This window comes from Oxalicibacterium flavum, assembly GCF_014635065.1.
GTDB lineage: Bacteria > Pseudomonadota > Gammaproteobacteria > Burkholderiales > Burkholderiaceae_D > Oxalicibacterium > Oxalicibacterium flavum.
This window is the reverse complement of sequence record NZ_BMCG01000002.1, coordinates 575,394-594,462: the sequence shown is the minus strand read 5'-3', so window position 1 is coordinate 594,462 and position 19,069 is coordinate 575,394. Positions and strand designations below refer to the sequence as shown.

Annotated in this window: 17 protein-coding genes; all 17 read left to right on the top strand. The window is 63.2% G+C overall.

Translation table 11 applies throughout. The features are described from left to right. Positions 1–97: 97 nt before the first annotated feature. The 17 genes from aroC to purF all read left to right on the top strand — a co-directional run bounded on the left by aroC (position 98) and on the right by purF (position 19,020). Positions 98–1,198 carry a chorismate synthase gene (gene aroC, locus IEV38_RS06320; RefSeq protein ID WP_188395307.1) on the top strand — a complete coding sequence of 367 codons (1,101 nt, stop codon included), beginning with the start codon at positions 98–100 and terminating at the stop codon, positions 1,196–1,198. Between the two features lie 43 nt (positions 1,199–1,241). Further along, a complete protein-coding gene (locus IEV38_RS06315; RefSeq protein WP_188395306.1) occupies positions 1,242–2,066 on the top strand; it encodes a M48 family metallopeptidase in 825 nt (274 codons plus the stop codon). A 198-nt stretch (positions 2,067–2,264) separates the two neighbouring features. Next, positions 2,265–3,665, top strand: a complete 1,401-nt coding sequence (leuC, locus tag IEV38_RS06310) for a 3-isopropylmalate dehydratase large subunit (RefSeq protein WP_188395305.1) — start codon at positions 2,265–2,267, stop codon at positions 3,663–3,665. A 22-nt stretch (positions 3,666–3,687) separates the two neighbouring features. Then, positions 3,688–3,804: an entericidin A/B family lipoprotein gene (locus tag IEV38_RS06305; protein WP_188395304.1), complete on the top strand. Its 117-nt coding sequence runs from the start codon at positions 3,688–3,690 to the stop codon at positions 3,802–3,804. A gap of 82 nt (positions 3,805–3,886) precedes the next feature. Continuing rightward, on the top strand, positions 3,887–4,534 hold the full coding sequence (gene leuD, locus IEV38_RS06300; RefSeq protein ID WP_188395303.1) for a 3-isopropylmalate dehydratase small subunit: 648 nt from the start codon (positions 3,887–3,889) through the stop codon (positions 4,532–4,534). Positions 4,535–4,586: 52 nt separating this feature from the next. Continuing rightward, positions 4,587–5,657 carry a 3-isopropylmalate dehydrogenase gene (leuB, locus tag IEV38_RS06295; protein WP_188395302.1) on the top strand — a complete coding sequence of 357 codons (1,071 nt, stop codon included), beginning with the start codon at positions 4,587–4,589 and terminating at the stop codon, positions 5,655–5,657. Positions 5,658–5,732: 75 nt separating this feature from the next. Next, a complete protein-coding gene (asd, locus tag IEV38_RS06290) occupies positions 5,733–6,845 on the top strand; it encodes an aspartate-semialdehyde dehydrogenase (protein WP_371869844.1) in 1,113 nt (370 codons plus the stop codon). 215 nt (positions 6,846–7,060) lie between these two features. Further along, positions 7,061–9,838 (top strand): motility hub landmark protein FimV, encoded by a 2,778-nt coding sequence (locus tag IEV38_RS06285; RefSeq protein ID WP_188395301.1) that lies wholly within the window; start codon positions 7,061–7,063, stop codon positions 9,836–9,838. A 75-nt stretch (positions 9,839–9,913) separates the two neighbouring features. Next, positions 9,914–10,729, top strand: a complete 816-nt coding sequence (gene truA / locus IEV38_RS06280; RefSeq protein WP_188395300.1) for a tRNA pseudouridine(38-40) synthase TruA — start codon at positions 9,914–9,916, stop codon at positions 10,727–10,729. Further along, positions 10,678–11,436, top strand: a complete 759-nt coding sequence (locus tag IEV38_RS06275; protein WP_188395299.1) for a phosphoribosylanthranilate isomerase — start codon at positions 10,678–10,680, stop codon at positions 11,434–11,436. Before truA ends, IEV38_RS06275 begins: the two co-directional genes overlap by 52 nt. A gap of 18 nt (positions 11,437–11,454) precedes the next feature. Further along, entirely contained in the window at positions 11,455–12,726 is a 1,272-nt protein-coding gene (trpB, locus tag IEV38_RS06270; protein WP_188395298.1) for a tryptophan synthase subunit beta, read from the top strand. Positions 12,727–12,822: 96 nt separating this feature from the next. Then, the gene (trpA, locus tag IEV38_RS06265) at positions 12,823–13,620 is read left to right on the top strand and encodes a tryptophan synthase subunit alpha (protein ID WP_188395297.1); all 798 of its coding nucleotides are present in this window, start codon (positions 12,823–12,825) and stop codon (positions 13,618–13,620) included. Positions 13,621–13,737: 117 nt separating this feature from the next. Continuing rightward, positions 13,738–14,610, top strand: a complete 873-nt coding sequence (accD, locus tag IEV38_RS06260; RefSeq protein ID WP_188395296.1) for an acetyl-CoA carboxylase, carboxyltransferase subunit beta — start codon at positions 13,738–13,740, stop codon at positions 14,608–14,610. A gap of 87 nt (positions 14,611–14,697) precedes the next feature. Beyond that, positions 14,698–16,008, top strand: coding sequence for a bifunctional tetrahydrofolate synthase/dihydrofolate synthase (gene folC / locus IEV38_RS06255; RefSeq protein ID WP_188395295.1), 1,311 nt, complete (start codon positions 14,698–14,700; stop codon positions 16,006–16,008). Positions 16,009–16,028: 20 nt separating this feature from the next. Beyond that, positions 16,029–16,904: an SPOR domain-containing protein gene (locus IEV38_RS06250; RefSeq protein WP_188395294.1), complete on the top strand. Its 876-nt coding sequence runs from the start codon at positions 16,029–16,031 to the stop codon at positions 16,902–16,904. A 41-nt stretch (positions 16,905–16,945) separates the two neighbouring features. After that, positions 16,946–17,440: a CvpA family protein gene (locus IEV38_RS06245; protein ID WP_188395293.1), complete on the top strand. Its 495-nt coding sequence runs from the start codon at positions 16,946–16,948 to the stop codon at positions 17,438–17,440. Between the two features lie 62 nt (positions 17,441–17,502). Continuing rightward, positions 17,503–19,020, top strand: coding sequence for an amidophosphoribosyltransferase (gene purF, locus IEV38_RS06240; RefSeq protein WP_188395292.1), 1,518 nt, complete (start codon positions 17,503–17,505; stop codon positions 19,018–19,020). The last annotated feature ends 49 nt before the right edge of the window (positions 19,021–19,069 follow it).

The following is a 19,069-nucleotide window of genomic DNA, read 5'->3' as shown; positions in this document are numbered from 1 at the left end:
TGCCCACCGATTTGGCGTGAGGCAACGTTTTTTATGTAACTGTGGGTTTTGCGTCCACGGTAGAATGTGCGCTTTATTGGTTCACGAAAACGCTCCCATGTCCGGCAACACGTTTGGCACCCTCTTTACCGTTACCACTTTCGGCGAGTCGCACGGCCCCGCGATCGGCTGCGTGATCGATGGCTGTCCGCCGGGAATGTCGTTGTCGGAGGCCGACATCCAGCTCGATCTGGACCGCCGCAAGCCGGGTACCTCGCGCCACGTGACGCAGCGCCAGGAGCCCGATACGGTCGAGATCCTGTCCGGCGTCTACGAAGGAAAAACCACGGGCACGCCGATTGCGTTGCTGATCCGCAACCAGGACCAGCGCAGCAAGGATTACGGCAACATCGTCGAGACCTTCCGTCCCGGCCATGCCGACTACACCTACTGGCACAAGTACGGCATCCGCGATCCGCGCGGTGGCGGCCGCTCGTCGGCCCGCCTGACGGCGCCGGTGGTTGGCGCGGCGGCGGTTGCCAAGAAATGGCTGCATCAGCAGTACGGCACTACCTTCCGCGGCTACATGAGCCAGCTCGGCGAACTGGTGGTGCCGTTCGAGGACTGGGCGCACGTGACGCAGAATCCGTTCTTCGCGGCCAACGCCAGCATGATCCCGCAGCTCGAGGACTACATGGACGAACTGCGCAAGCAGGGCGATTCCTGCGGCGCACGCATCGAGGTGGTGGCCGAGAACGTGCCGGTCGGACTCGGTGAGCCGATCTACGACAAGCTCGATGCCGACATCGCCTACGCGCTGATGGGCATCAACGCCGTCAAGGGCGTCGAGATCGGCGCCGGCTTCGCCTCGGTGGCGCAGAAGGGCACCGAGCACGGCGACGAACTCACGCCCGAAGGTTTTGCCAGCAACCATGCCGGCGGCGTGCTCGGCGGCATCTCGACCGGACAGAACATCACGGCATCGATCGCGATCAAGCCGACTTCCAGCATCCGCACGCCGCGCCATTCGATCGACAGGAGCGGCGATCCGGTCCTGGTCGAGACCCACGGCCGCCACGATCCCTGCGTCGGCATCCGCGCCACGCCGATCGCCGAGGCGATGCTGGCGCTGGTGCTGATGGATCATGCTCTGCGTCATCGCGCGCAATGCGGCGACGTCTCGGTCTCCACGCCGCGCATTCCCGCAGCCCGTCCCTGAAGCGGCGGGCGCGTCCCATTCGTCATTCATTCGGAGGAGAAAAATGAAGCGATCCCTGCGTTCACGCCTTGTCCCGCCGCTGGTGGTGGCAGCCGCCTTGCTCGTTACCGCCTGCGAAACCGTGCAGACCACTCAGGGTGGCGCCGTTGGCATCGACCGCCAGCAGCGCATGATGGTATCGGCACAGGAACTCGACCAGGCTGCCACCAAGCAGTATTCGGAACTGCTGGCAGAGCAGCAGAAAAAGAATGCACTGAACGTCAACGCCGCGCAGGTACGCCGCGTGCGCACCATCTCGGACCGGCTGATTGCACAGACCGGTGTGTTTCGTCCGGACGCGCGCAACTGGAAATGGGAAGTCAATGTCCTGACTTCGAATGAGGTCAATGCCTGGTGCATGCCGGGCGGCAAGATCGCGGTCTATACCGGTCTGATCGAAAAGTTGAAGGTGACCGACGATGAACTGGCGGCCGTGATCGGCCACGAGATCGCCCATGCACTGCGCGAGCATGCGCGCGAGCGCGCATCCGAGCAGGCGGTTGCGGGTAGCCTGATCTCGATCGGCTCGGCCATCTTTGGCGTGGGCGACCTCGGACAGCAGGGCGCGCAGTATGCGTACATGGGGCTGATGGGATTGCCCAACTCGCGCGGCCATGAAACCGAAGCCGACCGCATCGGCGTGGAACTCGCGGCCCGCGCCGGCTACGATCCGCGCGCCGCCATCACGCTGTGGCAGAAAATGGGGCAGGCCGGCGGCAGCGAACCGCCCAAGCTGCTGTCGACCCACCCGAGCAGCCAGGATCGTATCCGCGACCTGACCGTGTATTCGGAAAGAGTCATGCCGTTGTATAAACAGGCCCGGCGTTGAAACGCTTGGCATGCGCAGGAAAGCGGGCTTCGGCCCGCTTTTCCGTTGATGACAGGCGGATCGTCCCCATCTTGATCCTGTCGAATCACTTGCCGCGTCGGGGTTGCCGCAGATAACCCTATCGCAAATATGGCATAATCGAGAGCTTTCCAGACGGTTTTCCCGAGATCGTCACTAGACTTCATTTTCACGCGAATCATGGCTCAAACGCTCTACGACAAACTCTGGCAGTCGCATGTCGTCGAAACCGGCGACGACGGCACGACCGTCCTCTATATCGACCGCCACCTGCTGCACGAGGTGACCAGTCCGCAGGCATTCGAGGGCCTGAAGCTGGCCGGCCGCCAGCCGTGGCGCGTGTCCGCCAACCTGATGGTGGCCGACCACAACGTGCCGACCACCGACCGTACCGAAGGCATCGCCGACCCGACCTCGCGCCTGCAGGTCGAGACGCTCGACCAGAACGCGAACACCTTCGGCCTGACTTACTTCAACATGCGCGACAAGCGCCAGGGCATCGTGCACGTGATCGGCCCCGAGCAGGGCGCCACGCTGCCGGGCATGACGGTGGTCTGCGGCGATTCGCATACTTCGACGCACGGCGCATTCGCCGCGCTGGCGCACGGCATCGGCACCTCCGAGGTCGAGCACGTGCTGGCGACGCAGACGCTGCTGCAGAAGAAATCCAAGGCCATGCTGGTGCAGGTCGACGGCGTGCTGCCGGCCGGCGTGACCGCCAAGGACATCGTGCTGGCCGTGATCGGCAAGATCGGCACTGCTGGCGGTACCGGCTACGCAATCGAGTTCGCCGGCTCGGCGATCCGCGGGTTGTCGATGGAAGGCCGCATGACGATCTGCAACATGGCGATCGAGGCCGGTGCGCGCGCCGGCATGGTGGCAGTCGACGACACCACGATCAACTACGTCAAGAACCGTCCGTTCTCGCCGGTCGGTCCGCACTGGGATCGCGCGGTTGCCTACTGGCGCACGCTGCATTCCGATCCGGGCGCCAGGTTCGACATGGTGGTGACGCTGGACGCGGCCGAGATCAAGCCGCAGGTCACCTGGGGCACTTCGCCGGAAATGGTGGTGCCGGTCGACGGCCGCGTGCCCGATCCGGACAGGGAAAAGGACCCGGTCAAGCGCGACGGCATGGAAAAGGCGCTGGTCTACATGGGCCTGAAGCCGAACACGCCGATCGAGGATATCCGCATCGACAAGGTGTTCATCGGTTCCTGCACCAACTCGCGCATCGAGGATTTGCGCGCGGCCGCGGCCGTGGTGCGCGGCAAGCATCGCGCCTCCAACGTCAAGCTGGCGATGGTGGTGCCGGGCTCGGGCCTCGTGAAGGAACAGGCCGAGCGCGAAGGTCTCGACCGCATCTTCAAGGATGCCGGCTTCGAATGGCGCGAACCGGGCTGCTCGATGTGTCTGGCGATGAACGCCGACCGTCTGGAACCGGGCGAGCGCTGCGCCTCGACTTCCAACCGCAACTTCGAGGGACGGCAGGGTGCGGGCGGACGCACGCACCTGGTGAGCCCGGCGATGGCGGCTGCCGCCGGCATCGAAGGCCATTTCGTCGACGTGCGCAAGTTGTAAATCTCGAACCGGGGAGAAAAAGATGAAAAAAGTCGTGGTTTTGTTGATCGCTTCCGCGTGGCTGCTGGCCGCTTGCAATACGGTGAATGGTTTCGGCAAGGACGTCGAACGCGCCGGCGAAAAAATCCAGGGCAAATGAGATTGCCCGCTGTGCGCCGATGCCCGGCGCATGACCGGCGTTCGCGGTTGGTCGCGGCGTCATATTAGTTGAGTTGGATAGCATGGAAAAATTTACTCTTCTCGATGGCCTGGTGGCGCCGCTGGATCGCGCCAACGTCGATACCGACGCCATCATTCCCAAGCAGTTCCTGAAATCGATCAAGCGCACGGGCTTCGGTCCCAACCTGTTCGACGAATGGCGCTATCTCGACGTCGGCCAGCCCGGCCAGGACAATTCAAACCGGCCGCTGAACCCGGATTTCGTGCTGAACCAGCCGCGCTACCAGGGTGCCTCCATCCTGCTGACGCGCAAGAACTTCGGTTGCGGTTCGTCGCGCGAACATGCGCCGTGGGCACTGAGCCAGTACGGTTTCCGCGCGATCCTCGCGCCGAGCTTCGCCGACATCTTCTTCAACAACTGCTACAAGAACGGCCTGCTGCCGATCGTGCTCGGCGAATCGCAGATCGATCACCTGTTCGACGAGGTCAAGGCGTTCCCGGGCTTCCGCCTCGTGATCGACCTCGACAAGCAGCTCGTCGGCACCACCGACGGCGGCACCAACTATCCGTTCGAGATCGATGCCTTCCGCAAGTACTGCATGCTCAACGGCCTCGACGACATCGGCCTGACGCTGCAGAAGGCCGACAAGATTCGTGCTTTCGAGGAACGCCATCTGGCGACGCAGCCGTGGCTGTCGAACACGATCTGATCCCGATGGCACCTGCGCACCGACTTATTTTTAACTTTCTGAAATCATCCACATGAAAATCGCAATCCTTCCCGGCGACGGCATCGGTCCTGAAATCATGAACCAGGCAGTCAAGGTGATGAACGCCCTTGGCGAAAAATTCGAAACCGAAACCGTGCCGGTCGGCGGCGCCGCCTATGCCGCGCACGGCCATCCGCTGCCGGAATCCACGCTGAAGGTTGCCAAGGAAGCAGACGCCATCCTGTTCGGCGCGGTCGGCGATTTCAAGTACGACAATCTGGAGCGTTCGCTGCGTCCGGAACAGGCGATCCTCGGCCTGCGCAAGCACCTGTCGCTGTTCGCCAACTTCCGTCCGGCGATCCTGTATCCGGAACTGGCCGGCGCCTCGTCGCTGAAGCCGGAAATCGTTTCCGGCCTCGACATCATGATCGTGCGCGAACTGACGGGCGACATTTATTTCGGCCAGCCGCGCGGCGTGCGCGAATGCCCGGACGGCGCCTTCAAGGGCGAGCGCGAAGGCTTCGACACCATGCGCTATGCAGAACCGGAAATCCGCCGCATCGCCCACGTCGCCTTCCAGGCGGCGCAGAAGCGGTCCAAGCGCCTGACCAGCGTCGACAAGGCCAACGTGCTGGAAACCTTCCAGTTCTGGCGCGACATCGTGACCGACGTGCACAAGGAATACCCGGACGTCGAACTCGACCACATGTACGTCGACAACGCCGCCATGCAGCTGGTGCGCGCACCGAAGAAATTCGACGTGGTCGTGACCGGCAACATGTTCGGCGATATCCTGTCTGACGCGGCCGCCATGCTGACCGGCTCGATCGGCATGCTGCCGTCGGCTTCGCTGAACGCCAAGAACCAGGGCCTGTACGAACCGTCGCACGGTTCGGCGCCCGACATCGCCGGCAAGGACATGGCCAACCCGCTGGCGCAGATCCTGTCGCTGGCGATGATGCTGCGCTACTCGCTGAACAAGGCGGAGCAGGCCGACCGCGTGGAAGCGGCCGTCAAGGCCGTGCTCAAGCAGGGCCTGCGCACGCCGGACATCTATGAAGCCGGCACCACCAAGGTCGGTACCACGCAGATGGGCGATGCCGTTCTCAAGGCACTGGCCTGATCCAGCTCGCGCGGTAACCCTGCGGCAGGCATTCGATTAACAGGGCGGCGTTGTTCGCCGTCCGTTACAAGGGAAATGATGATGAAGCTAGTTGGTCTCGTAGGTTGGCGTGGGATGGTCGGTTCGGTCCTCATGCAGCGCATGCAGGAAGAGGGCGATTTCGACCATATCGAACCGGTATTCTTCTCGACCTCGAACAAGGGCGGCAAGGCCCCGGCACTGGCGAAGAACGAAACCACGCTGCAGGATGCCAACGACATCGAGGCACTGAAGAAGTGCGAGATCATCATCACCTGCCAGGGCGGCGACTACACCACCGAGATTTTCCCCAAGCTGCGCGCGGCGGGCTGGGACGGTTACTGGATCGATGCGGCTTCGACGCTGCGCATGAAGGACGATGCCGTCATCGTGCTCGATCCGGTCAACCTCAACGTCATCGAAGATGCGCTGGGCAAGGGCGTCAAGAACTACATCGGCGGCAATTGCACCAACTCCATCCTGCTGATGGGCGTCGGCGGCCTGTTCCGCGAAGGCCTGGTTGACTGGGTCAGCTCGATGACCTACCAGGCTGCCTCCGGCGGCGGTGCCAACCACATGCGCGAGCTGCTGGCCGGCATGGGCGTGGTGCATGGCGCGGTGGCGAGTGAACTGGCGACACCGTCGTCGGCGATCCTCGACATCGACCGCAAGGTGGCGCAGGCGATCCGTCAGGACGTGCCGACCGAATTCTTCGGCGCGCCGCTGGCCGGTGGCCTGATCCCGTGGATCGACGCGCAGCTCGACAACGGCCAGTCGAAGGAAGAGTGGAAGGGTCAGGCCGAGGTCAACAAGATCCTCGGCACCGCGCAGACGATTCCGGTCGACGGCCTGTGCGTGCGCATCGGCGCCATGCGCTGCCACAGCCTCGCGCTGACGATCAAGCTGAAGAAGGACGTGCCGCTGGACGAGGTCGAATCCATCATCCGTTCCGGCAACCAGTGGGTCAAATGGGTGCCGAACGAGCGCGCCGTCACCGTCAAGGAACTGACGCCGGCCGCCATCACCGGCGGTCTAGACATCGGCGTCGGCCGCGTGCGCAAGCTCAACCAGGGACCGGAATACGTTTCGGCCTTCGTGATCGGAGACCAGCTGCTGTGGGGTGCCGCAGAACCCTTGCGTCGCATGCTGCGCATCATTCTGGCCAAATAAGTCTGTGCAGGCGCCGCGTTGTCGTGGCGCAACATTTTGCCCGCCGTTTTACTCTGTGACAGAGAGTAAGCGGCGGGTTTTACATTTATTTGCCGGGATACTTGCGCTTGCACCGGAAAATCCGCAATGCTATGGTGAAAGTTCTTACAAAAACGATAAATGAGCGTTGATACCGGGCTCCCGATTTCTTGACGCAGACCAACGGAATATTCTTCATGTCATTCAAAATACGGTCGAAAACACGGACGAACTTCCGCTCCCCTTCCTCATTCAAGTTAAAGACGCTGAGCGCGGCGCTGTTATCGGTTGCCGTGCTGTCGAGCGTTCACGCCGCAGGTCTCGGCCGGTTGACGGTACAGTCGTCGCTGGGACAGCCGCTGCGCGCGGAGATCGAGCTGACTTCGGTAGCGCCGGATGAGCTGGGTAACCTGGCACCGCGGCTGGCGCCGGCGGAAGCCTATCGGCAGGCCAATATCGAACTCAATCCGACCCTGCTGTCGTTGCGTTTTGCAGTCGAGCAGCGTCCGGGCGGACCGGTGGTACGCGTGACCTCGACCCAGCCGGTCAATGAACCCTTCGTGGATATGCTGCTGGAACTGGGCGGCACGCCCGGCCGTCTGGTCCGCGAATACACCTTCCTGCTCGATCCGCCGGAAATGCGCTCCGCGCGTCCGGCGGCGGTCGCGCCTGTCGTCAACAGCCAGGTTTCGCTGCCACCACCACCTGCCGCCGCATCGTCCCCCGCACCGGTGTCGGCATCTGCTTCGGCAGCCAATGCACCGGCTGCGGAGCCGCGATCCGCGCCTGCTCCGGCAGCCGTGCCGGCGCGGGCACCGGCGCCGCAGTCCGGGTCGGCAAAATCGCGAGATGAGCACGCCGTGCGCAAGGGCGATACGCTGGCCAAGATCGCCAACCGTTATCGTGAACCGGGCGTATCGCTCGACCAGATGCTGGTCGCGCTGTATCGTGCCAATCCAGACGCCTTCGTCGATCGCAACATGAATCGACTGCGTACCGGGCAGATTCTGTCGATCCCGCTGGCGACCGAAGCCGAAACTATCGAAACCTCCGAAGCGCGTGGTGTGGTGGTTGCGCAGGCGGCCGACTTCAACGCCTATCGCGACAAGCTGGCGGCCCGCACTGCGGCGTCCGAAGCACGTCCTTCCGAGGTCGGGCGTCAGGCGGCCAGCGGCAGCATCACTGCCCGTGTGCAGGAAGAGTCGGCGTCAGGTGCGCCCCAGGACCGGCTCCAGCTTTCCAACTCCGGTGCGACCGGCCAGACCGGTGGCGCGGCCGGCAGGACGGCAGGTGTTGGCGAGGAAGAGTTGATCGCGCGCGACAAGGCGCTGGCAGATGCCAATGCGCGCGTGCGCGAGCTGGAAAAGAACGTCAACGACCTGCAGAAACTGCTCGAAATCAAGAATCAGGATCTGGCTGCCCGTCAGGGGCAGGCCGAAGTGACGCCGGCTAACGCAGCGCCTGCGGTACCGGCAGCGGACGCACAGCCAGACGCGCCTGTGGCCGAGCCGTCGTCCGAGGCGGCAACGCCGGCAGCAGGAACGCCGCCGGTGGCAGATGCTGCAGGTGCCCAGTCACCGGCAGCGCAGAATGCCGCGACAGACAACCCGCCGCCGGCCAAGAAGAAGCCCAAGCCGCCGGCACCGGTGGCACAGCCGCCCGGTTTCTTCGAGGACCTCAGCAACAATCCGATGTTCCTGCCGGGTGCGGCCGCATTGCTGGCGCTGCTTGCTGCGCTCGGTATCTATAGCTCGCGTCGCCGCAAGCAGCCGGCCAAATCGTTCGAAGACAGCATCATCACCGATTCCAGCCTCAAGTCAAACTCGCTGTTCGGTTCCACCGGCGGCCAGAGCGTGGACACCAACAACAGCGTCTTCAATTCCAATTTCGTGCCGTCGGCCAGCCAGCTCGACACCAACGAAGTCGATCCGATCGCCGAAGCCGACGTCTATATCGCCTACGGCCGCGATGCGCAGGCCGAGGAAATCCTCAAGGAAGCCTTGCGCAATCAGCCGGATCGCCATGCGGTGCGCGTCAAGCTGCTGGAAATCTATTCCAGCCGCAACGACGTACGCTCCTTCGAAATCCTTGCCACCGAGCTCTACAGCATGACGCGCGGCGAGGGCGAGGAATGGAAGCAGGCGGCGGCGCTGGGGCTGGCCCTGGATCCGTCCAATCCGTTGTATGCATCCGGCGCGGTTTCGGACGAGTTGGCGGAAAAGGCAGCATTACTGACTGCACCGACCCAGCCGCTGGAAGCCGACACCAATGTCGCCGATGAGGGGACGGGCAGCCGCGCCGAGGCGCCGCTGGACTTCGACCTGACCGATCTGCCCGAGACGACGTCGAAGGTCGAGCCTCCTGTCGCCGAAAGGGTGGAGGACAAGACACCGGAAGTGGCCGACCTCGAGTTCGATCTCGACGGTTTTGGCGACCAGACCCAGCCGGCACCGGAACAGCGCGCGCCGGTGACGGACCCGGGCTTGCCGCCGGAAGTGACCGCCATCAATTTCGATTTCCTTGAAGCGCCGCAATCTGCCGGCTCCGCAACCGACGATACGGCTGCTTCGCCGGAGCCGACGATCGAACCTCCTGCGCCAGCCAAGGCCGAGCCAAGTGCCGCGGCGCCGGAAGTGTTGCTGCCGGAATCCTTCGATCTCGAGTTTCCATCTGCTGGCGAGCAAGCGGCGCCTGCCGCGACGCCCTCGCCGCAGGACTTCGATCTGTCCGATATCTCGCTGGAACTGGACCCGCAGGACGGCGCCAAGGCCTCCGGTGAGTTGCCGGTGCTGGATGGACTCGACGAGGGTGACGACCTGGGCAGTGCCGAAATGTCGACCAAGCTCGATCTGGCGCTGGCATACCAGGAGATTGGCGACAAGGAAGGCGCGCGCGAACTGCTCGAGGAAGTCCTCAAGGGCGGCAACGGCGAACAGTCGGCCAGGGCAAGCGAGTTGCTGGGCAAGCTGGACTGATCGCTTCCCTCCACATCGAGACGGGCGCAATGCTATGCTTGCGCCCGTTTTCTTTCAATCGGATGTTCCGTCTTCATGACCAATGACTCGAAACGCATCGTGCTCGGTGTGCAGTACGACGGTGCGCCATGGCGTGGCTGGCAGACCCAGCCCGACGGCCTGACCGTGCAGGACAGGCTGGAAGCCGCGCTCAAGTCCTTCACGCTGCAGAACGTCGATACCATGTGCGCCGGCCGTACCGATACCGGCGTGCATGCGCTGGAGCAGGTCGTGCATTTCGACACGACACTGACGCGCGACATGAACTCGTGGGTGCGCGGCGTGAATACCTTCCTGCCGCCATCGATCGCGGTGCGCTGGGCGGCCGAAGTGCCAAGGCAGCACGACGCGGATTTCCATGCACGTTTCAGCGCCAGTGCGCGGCAATATCAATACGTTCTCTATAACCATCCGGTACGTTCGCCCCTGTTGGCAGCGCGTGCCGGCTGGGTGTTCCGCCCGCTGGATTTGGCGCGCATGCGGGATGCGGCAGCCTGCCTGATCGGGCAGCATGATTTTTCGGCATTCCGCTCATCGCAATGCCAGGCCAATTCTCCGGTCAAGACCATGCATGCGATCACCATCGAGCAGCGTGGTGACCTGTTTCTGTTCACGCTGAAGGCCAATGCCTTTCTGCATCACATGGTCAGGAACATCCTGGGTTCGCTGATCGTGGTGGGCGTGGGTAACCAGCCGCCGGCCTGGATCGGCAAGGTGCTGGCAACCGGGGACCGTGCCCTGGCGGCGCCGACCTTCATGCCCGACGGCTTGTATCTGGCTAAAATCGATTACGATCCCAAATGGAATCTGCCGCAGGCACCGGTGTTCAATGCCTTGTGGCCATCGATTTGACCATCAACGACATTCAGGACGGAAGACAAGACTTCACAATGCATCGCACCCGAATCAAGATCTGCGGCCTCACGCGCGAACAGGACGTGCAGGCAGCCGTGTCCGCTGGCGCGGATGCCATCGGCCTGGTGTTCTATCAACAGAGCCCGCGTTATATTGCGCCTGCGGATGCCGGCAGGCTGATCGCTGCCTTGCCGCCTTTTGTCACCACCACCGGCCTGTTCGTCAATGCAAGCCTGGAAGAGGTGCGGGCGGTGCTGGCGCAGGCGCCGGTTTCCCTGTTGCAATTTCATGGCGACGAGCGTGCTGCCGAGTGCGCGGCCATCGCGCAGGCAGTCAATCGGCCGTTCATGCGCGCCCTGCGTGTAAAAGCGGAAATGAGCGCTGCCGATTTGCTAGAATACGAGGCTCAATATCGCGCTGCCAGCCCCTTGTTTTCCAGCCTGTTGCTGGATGCCTTTGTCGATGGCTATGGCGGCGGCGGAAAGGTCTTCGATTGGTCTCTCATTCCGGAAAGCATCGCGCCTCGGGTCGTTTTGAGTGGTGGCTTGAACGCACAAAACGCGGCTGAGGCGGTACGCCGTATCCGACCCCACGCGGTCGATGTCAGCAGTGGCGTCGAGGCGGCCAAGGGAATCAAGGATGCGGAAAAGATTCGCGCCTTCATCGGCGCAGTGCGCGCGGCCGACGCCGCGCAGCCGGACTAACTTCAAAAGAGAATACGCATGAAAGAAATCAATGCGCTCGGCAACTTCGCCGAGCGGCAGGCTGTGACGGAAACTACCGTGCAGCAGACGGCGCCTTACCATTTTCCCGATGCGAAAGGGCATTTCGGCCAGTACGGCGGCAGCTTCGTGTCCGAGACCCTGAGCCATGCGCTCGACGAACTCAACAAGGCCTACGCGCATTACAGCAAGGACCCGACCTTCCTCGAGGAATTCCGCTACGACCTCAAGCATTTCGTCGGTCGTCCGAGCCCCGTCTATCATGCCAAGCGCTGGTCGGAAAAGATGGGCGGCGCGCAGATCTATTTCAAGCGCGAGGACCTGAATCACACGGGTGCCCACAAGATCAACAACGTCATCGGCCAGGCGCTGCTGGCACGCCGCATGGGCAAGAAGCGCATCATCGCCGAAACCGGCGCCGGCCAGCATGGCGTGGCGACGGCGACGATCTGCGCGCGCTTCGGTCTCGAATGCGTGGTCTATATGGGGAGCGAGGACGTCAAGCGCCAGGCGCAGAACGTCTATCGCATGAAGCTGCTGGGCGCGACGGTGGTGCCGGTGGAGTCCGGTTCCAGGACACTCAAGGACGCGCTCAACGAAGCGATGCGCGACTGGGTCACCAATGTCGAGAATACGTTCTACATCATCGGCACGGTGGCCGGGCCGCATCCGTATCCGATGATGGTGCGCGACTTCCAGTCCGTGATCGGCGACGAATGCAAGGTACAGCTGCCGGAAATGACCGGCCGCCAGCCCGATTACGTGATCGCCTGCATCGGCGGCGGTTCGAACGCGATGGGCATCTTCTATCCCTATATCGAAGAGAAGGGCGTGCAACTGGTCGGCGTGGAAGCCGCCGGCGAAGGCCTGGAAACCGGCAAGCACTCGGCCTCGCTGACGGCCGGTTCGCCGGGCGTGCTGCACGGCAACCGCACCTATCTGCTGCAGGACGCCAACGGCCAGATCATCGAGACGCATTCGATTTCCGCCGGCCTCGACTATCCTGGCGTGGGCCCCGAGCATGCATGGCTCAAGGATTCGGCACGCGCGCAGTATGTGACGGTCACCGACGAGGAAGCGCTGCAGGCCTTCCACGACTGCTGCCATACCGAAGGCATCATTCCGGCGCTGGAATCGAGCCATGCGCTGGCCTATGCGGCCAGGCTGGTCGCCACGCTGTCGAAGGACAAGATCGTGCTGGCCAACCTGTCGGGGCGCGGCGACAAGGATATGCATACCGTCGCCCAGCGCATGGGATTGAAGTTCGATTGAAGAATGGCGGCCGTCAGTCGGGCCGCCATTTCCTTGTCCACAGCGGCGAACCGTTTGCACTGCCGCAGCACCATTTCGCATCATTTGCAGGAACCCATGTCCAGAATCCATTCCACGCTGACCGCTCTGGCGGCGCAAAAACGAAAAGGTCTCATCCCCTTCATCACGGCCGGCGATCCGTCGCCCGAACTGACAGTGCCGCTCATGCACGCGCTGGTGGCCGGCGGTGCGGACATTCTCGAACTGGGTGTGCCGTTTTCCGACCCGATGGCCGAAGGCCCGGTGATCCAGCGCGCCTGCGAGCGTGCGCTCAAGTTCAACGTCGGCATGCGCGATGTGCTCGGCTACGTGCGCGAGTTCCGCAAGACCGATGCGACCACGCCGGTGGTGTTGATGGGCTACGCCAACCCGATCGAACGCATGGGGCAGGCCGCCTTCGTGCAGGCGGCAAAGGAAGCGGGCGTCGATGGCACCATCGTGGTCGATTATCCTCCCGAGGAATGCGAGGAATTCTCGGCCATGCTGAAGGCGGTCGGTATCGATCCGATCTTCCTGCTGGCGCCGACCTCGACCGAGGAGCGCATCAGGCAGGTGGCGGCCCATGGCAGCGGCTTCAGCTATTACGTCTCGCTGAAGGGCGTGACCGGCGCCGCCCATATCGATACGCAGGAAGTGGCAGCGCGCATCGCCGCCATCCGCCAGCACGTCAAGCTGCCGATCGGCGTTGGCTTCGGCATCCGCGACGCGGCGACCGCCAAGGCGGTGGCGGCGGTGTCGGACGCGGTGGTGATCGGCAGCCGCATCATCCAGGAGCTGGAGAACACGCCGCCCGAGCGCGCCACCGAGGCGGTGCGCAGCTTCATCGCCGGCATCCGCCAGGCGCTTGACGAATAAGGTGGCAATGTCCTTGCGGAGCAGTAAAATACCGCTCTTTCCGCAAGGAACCGCATTTTTTGCGAATGACCGTGCAAACGGTACAATTCGGCAACTCGAAATTTGAAAGAGGTCGCGATGAGCTGGCTAGAAAAACTCCTTCCCCCACGCATCCAGCGTTCCGACAGCGCGCCGCGCAAGTCGGTACCGGAAGGCCTGTGGGTCAAGTGCCCGTCATGCGAATCGGTGCTGTACCGTACCGATCTGGAATCCAACATCCACGTCTGCCCCAAGTGCACGCACCACATGCGCATCCGCGCGCGCGACCGTCTCGACGCGCTGCTGGACGCCGGCGGCCGCTACGACATCGCGCAGGAAGTGCTGCCGGTCGATACGCTCAAGTTCAAGGACAGCAAGAAATACCCGGACCGTCTGAAGTCCGCGCTCGAAGCCACCGGCGAGACCGACGCGCTGATCGTCATGGGCGGCTCGATCATGAGCCTGCCGGTGGTGGTGGCGTGCTTCGAGTTCGAATTCATGGGCGGCTCGATGGGTTCGGTAGTCGGCGAACGCTTTGCGCGCGCAGCCCAGACCGCGCTTGAGCAGAAGGTGCCGTTCATCTGCTTTACCGCCACCGGCGGCGCGCGCATGCAGGAAGGTCTGCTGTCGCTGATGCAGATGGCCAAGACCACGGCCATGCTGACCAAGTTGTCTGAAAAGAAAATCCCGTTCATCTCGGTGCTGACCGACCCGACCATGGGCGGCGTGTCGGCCTCGTTCGCCTTCCTCGGCGACGTCGTCATTGCCGAACCCAAGGCGCTGGTCGGCTTTGCCGGTCCGCGCGTGATCGAGAACACGGTGCGCGAAAAACTGCCGGAAGGCTTCCAGCGCGCCGAATTCCTGGTGCAGAAGGGCGCCGTCGACATGATCGTCGACCGTCGCAAGCTGCGCGAGGAACTGGCGCGCCTGCTGGCCTTGTTGCAGAACCAGTCGGCAGACGTCCTGGCCTGAGCGCATGGCTGAAAAGACAAGCCCGAACCTCACGCAGGTTCGGGCTTTTTATTTGACCGACCGGCCCGCATATACGGCTTCCCGCACATGACTTCATCCATGGATACGCTTCCCGTCACTCTCGATGCCTGGCTGGCCCGTCTCGAGGCCATGCATCCCAAGGCCATCGACATGGGCCTTGCCCGCGTGCAGCAGGTAAAGGATGCGATGGGACTGGCGTTTTCGTGCCCGGTCATCATCGTCGGCGGCACCAATGGCAAGGGGTCCACCTGCGCCATGCTGGAAACCATCCTGCTGCGTGCCGGCTACCGTGTCGGGCTTTATACCTCGCCGCACCTGCTGGTGTTCAACGAACGCATGCGCATCGACGGCCAGCCGGTGGACGATGCAGGCCTGATCGACGCCTTCGGCAAGATCGAGCAGGCACGCGGCGCAGTGTCGCTGTCCTACTTCGAGTTCACCACGCTGGCGGCAATGCAGCTGTTTGCCGACGCGGGCCTCGACGCCGTGATCTTCGAAGTCGGCCTCGGCGGCCGGCTCGATGCGGTCAACGTGCTCGACGCCGACGTGGCGATCGTCACCAGCGTCGATATCGATCACACCGAATACCTGGGCGACACGCGCGAGAAGATCGCCTTCGAGAAGGCCGGCATCTTCCGCGCCGGCCGGACCGCGATCTGCGGCGACCCGGTGCCGCCGGCCACCCTGGTCGAGCACGCGGAAAAGATCGGTGCCGACCTGTGGCTGTTCGGACGCGACTTCAACTATGCGGGCGACAAGCAGCAGTGGAACTTCAGCGGCCGCGGCAACCGTCGCAATGCGCTCGGTTATCCGGCGCTGCGTGGCGCCAACCAGTTACTCAATGCCTCCTCGGTGTTGGCCGCACTCGAGGCCTTGCGCCTGCGTCTGCCGGTCAGCGCGCAGGATGTGCGCAGCGGACTGGCGACGGTCGAACTGGCGGGGCGCTTCCAGGTGCTGCCGGGCAGGCCGGTCGTGATCCTCGACGTCGCGCACAATCCGCATGCGGCCGCCACGCTGGCGCAGAACCTCGACAACATGGGCTTTCATCCCTATACCTACGCAGTGTTCGGCGCCATGCAGGACAAGGATATCGAGGGCGTCATCGCGCATCTCAAGGGCCGTATCGACCACTGGTGCGTGACCGATCTGCCGCTGCCGCGCGCCGCCAGCGGCGAGGAACTCAAGGCGGCCTTGCTGGCGGCCGACAGCGCACTGGCCGAAACCGGCTCCGAACACACCGTGCAGAGCTTCGCCAGCCCCGCACTCGCTTTTGCAAATGCCCTGAGCCGAGCGGGGGAGAATGATAGAATTGCGGTTTTCGGATCCTTCCTCACCGTTGCCGGTGTCATGGAATTCCGCAATTCAGCGCATCATTAACGAATTGACCACTGAATCATATGGGCTTGTTCTCGTTTTTTCGTAAAGACCGGCAGGAATCGTCGGCACGCGACAGCGATTTTTACTCCCGCGCTGATGAAGAACAACAAACCGGTCGCAGCAGACGCAAGGGCAAGCGCGACCAGCCCGTCGATCCGGTGCTGCCCGAAAAGAAACGCGCGCGTCGCCGCCTGGTTGGCGCAGTCGCTCTGGTGCTGGCGGCCGTGATCGGCCTGCCGATGATCCTCGATTCCGAGCCCAGGCCGCTGTCCGACGACATCAGCATCCAGATTCCTTCCAAAGATACGCCGCCGGTCACCGCCAGGGCCGACAGCAAGCCCGCGGCATCCGCAGACGATTCGCGCGCCTCGCTGGGCGACGGCGAGGAAGTGGTGGAGCCGCCCAAGCCGGCCGCCAAGCCTGCATCCGAGACCCCTGCCGTGACGGCAACACCGGCGCCGGCGCCTGTTCCTGCCGCACCACCGGCACCGCCGCCGGTCGCCAAGGTCGAACCGCCCAAGCCGCCGCAGCCACCTGCCATCGACAAATCCGATACCTCCGCTGAAGCCGCGCGTGCGCGCGCCATCTTGGAAGGCAAGCCGCCGGCCGCCGACAAGCCGGCCAAGCCCGCCGCCGCGCCGGCGCAGGCTGCCGCCCCGGCCGGTTCCGGCAAGGTTGCGCTGCAGGTTGCGGCACTTGCGTCGCAGGACAAGGTCAATGAATTGCAGAAGAAATTGCAGGCAGCCGGCCTGAAATCGTATACACAGAAGGTATCGACCGCTGCCGGCGATCGCATCCGCGTGCGCGTGGGACCGTTTGCCAACGAAGCCGAAGCGGAAAAGGCGCGCGCCAAGCTGAGTGCGATCGGCCTGAGCGGCACCATGACGGCGCACTGATGCGGTGTGCGCGCGCAGTGGCAGGATGCGGCTGATCGATCGTGACGGTTTTCGATTATCTGGTGCTGTTCGTGCTCGCCTGCTCGGTGCTGATCAGCACGCTGCGCGGGCTGGTGAAGGAAATATTGTCGTTGCTGAGCTGGATCGTCGCCTTCGTCGTCGCCAATGCCTACGGCGAGACGCTGGCGCCGTGGCTGCCGCAGATGATCGAAGGCAATACCTTGCGCCTGATCGTTTCGTTCCTGGCGCTGTTCGTCGGCGTGCGCATCCTGATGGGATTGTTGTCGATGACGCTGGATGCAGTGATCAAGGCGGCCGGCCTGACGCTGGCGGACCGCGGCCTGGGTGGCCTGTTCGGTCTGGCGCGCGGGCTGGTGATCGTGATGGCGGCCGTGCTGCTGTGCGGCATGACCGAGATTCCGCAACAGCCATTGTGGAAGGATGCATTGTTCAGTCCGATGGCGGAAACCGCGGCACAGACGGTGATGCCGTTCCTGCCGGGTGAGTTCACGCAGCACATCCGTTTCGGTCAGTAAGGTTTCAGGCAGTCGGCCGGTTTCGGCTGCACCCATTTGTTGTTCTTGTTGAGGAGTCCACCATGTGTGGCATTGTCGGCGTCGTTTCCCACAACCCTGTTAATCAACTCATCTACGATGCATTGCTGCTGTTGCAGCACCGCGGGCAGGATGCCGCCGGCATCGCCACCGACAGCGGCCATGCGTTCGCCATGCACAAGGCCAACGGCCTGGTGCGCGATGTGTTTCGTACTCGCAACATGCGTTCGCTGCCCGGCACCTCGGGCGTGGGCCAGGTGCGCTATCCGACTGCCGGTTCGTCCAGCGAAGAGGAAGCGCAGCCGTTCTACGTCAATGCGCCGTTCGGCATCATCCTCGCGCACAACGGCAACCTGACCAACTGGGAACAGCTCAAGATCGAGATGTTCAAGAACGACCGCCGCCACATCAATACGACCTCCGATTCGGAAGTCCTGCTGAACGTGCTGGCGCACGAAATCCAGCAGGCCACCACCGGCTACTCGCTCGATCCGGCCGCGCTGTTCAAGGCAGTGTCGGTGCTGCACAAGCGCGTGCGCGGTTCCTATGCGGTGACGGCGCAGATCGCCGGCCATGGCCTGTTGGCGTTCCGCGATCCGTTTGGCATCCGTCCGCTGTGCATCGGCTTCAGCGAGACCGACAAGGGCACCGAATACCTGATCGCCAGCGAATCGGTGGCGCTCGAGGGCCTGGGCTTCCGCTTCCTGCGCGACGTGCTGCCGGGCGAGGCGATCTTCATCGATACCGAGGGCAAGCTCTACAACCAGCAGTGCGCCGAGAATCCTTCGCTCAATCCGTGCGCCTTCGAATACGTCTATTTCGCACGTCCGGATTCGGTCATCGACGGCGCCTCGGTCTATGCGACGCGTTTGAAAATGGGCGAATACCTGGCGGAGAAGATCGCGCGCGAGTTTCCGCTTGGCGACATCGACGTCGTCATGCCGATCCCCGATTCCTCGCGCCCAGCTGCGATGGAACTGGCGCACAAGCTCGGTATCGAGTACCGCGAAGGCTTCATCAAGAACCGCTACATCGGTCGTACCTTCATCATGCCGGGACAGGGCACGCGCAAGAAATCGGTGCGTCAGAAGCTCAACGCCATCAGCGCCGAGTTCAAGGGCAAGAACGTGCTGTTGGTCGACGATTCCATCGTGCGCGGCACGACGAGTCGCGAGATCGTGCAGATGGCGCGCGAATCGGGCGCCAAGAAAGTAATCTTTGCCTCGGCTGCGCCACCGGTCAAGTATCCGAACGTCTATGGCATCGACATGCCGACGCGCGCCGAACTGATCGCCTACGGCCGTACCGAAGAGGAAGTCTGCCGCGAGATCACGGCAGATGCGCTGATCTACCAGGACATCGAGGCGCTGCGCCGTTCGATCTCGGACGTGAACCCGGCGCTGAAGAGCCTGGAGGCATCGTGCTTCGACGGCGTCTATGTGACTGGCGACATTACGCGCGACTATCTCGACCGTATCGAGTTTGCGCGTAATAATTCGAAATCGTCGACAGAGGAAAGCATCCGCTCGCAACTGGACCTGAACCTGGCGCAAGTCGACTGATCACGCCTTGCTGATTCGAGGCCTGATTGCGCACGGCGTTGTGTGCAAT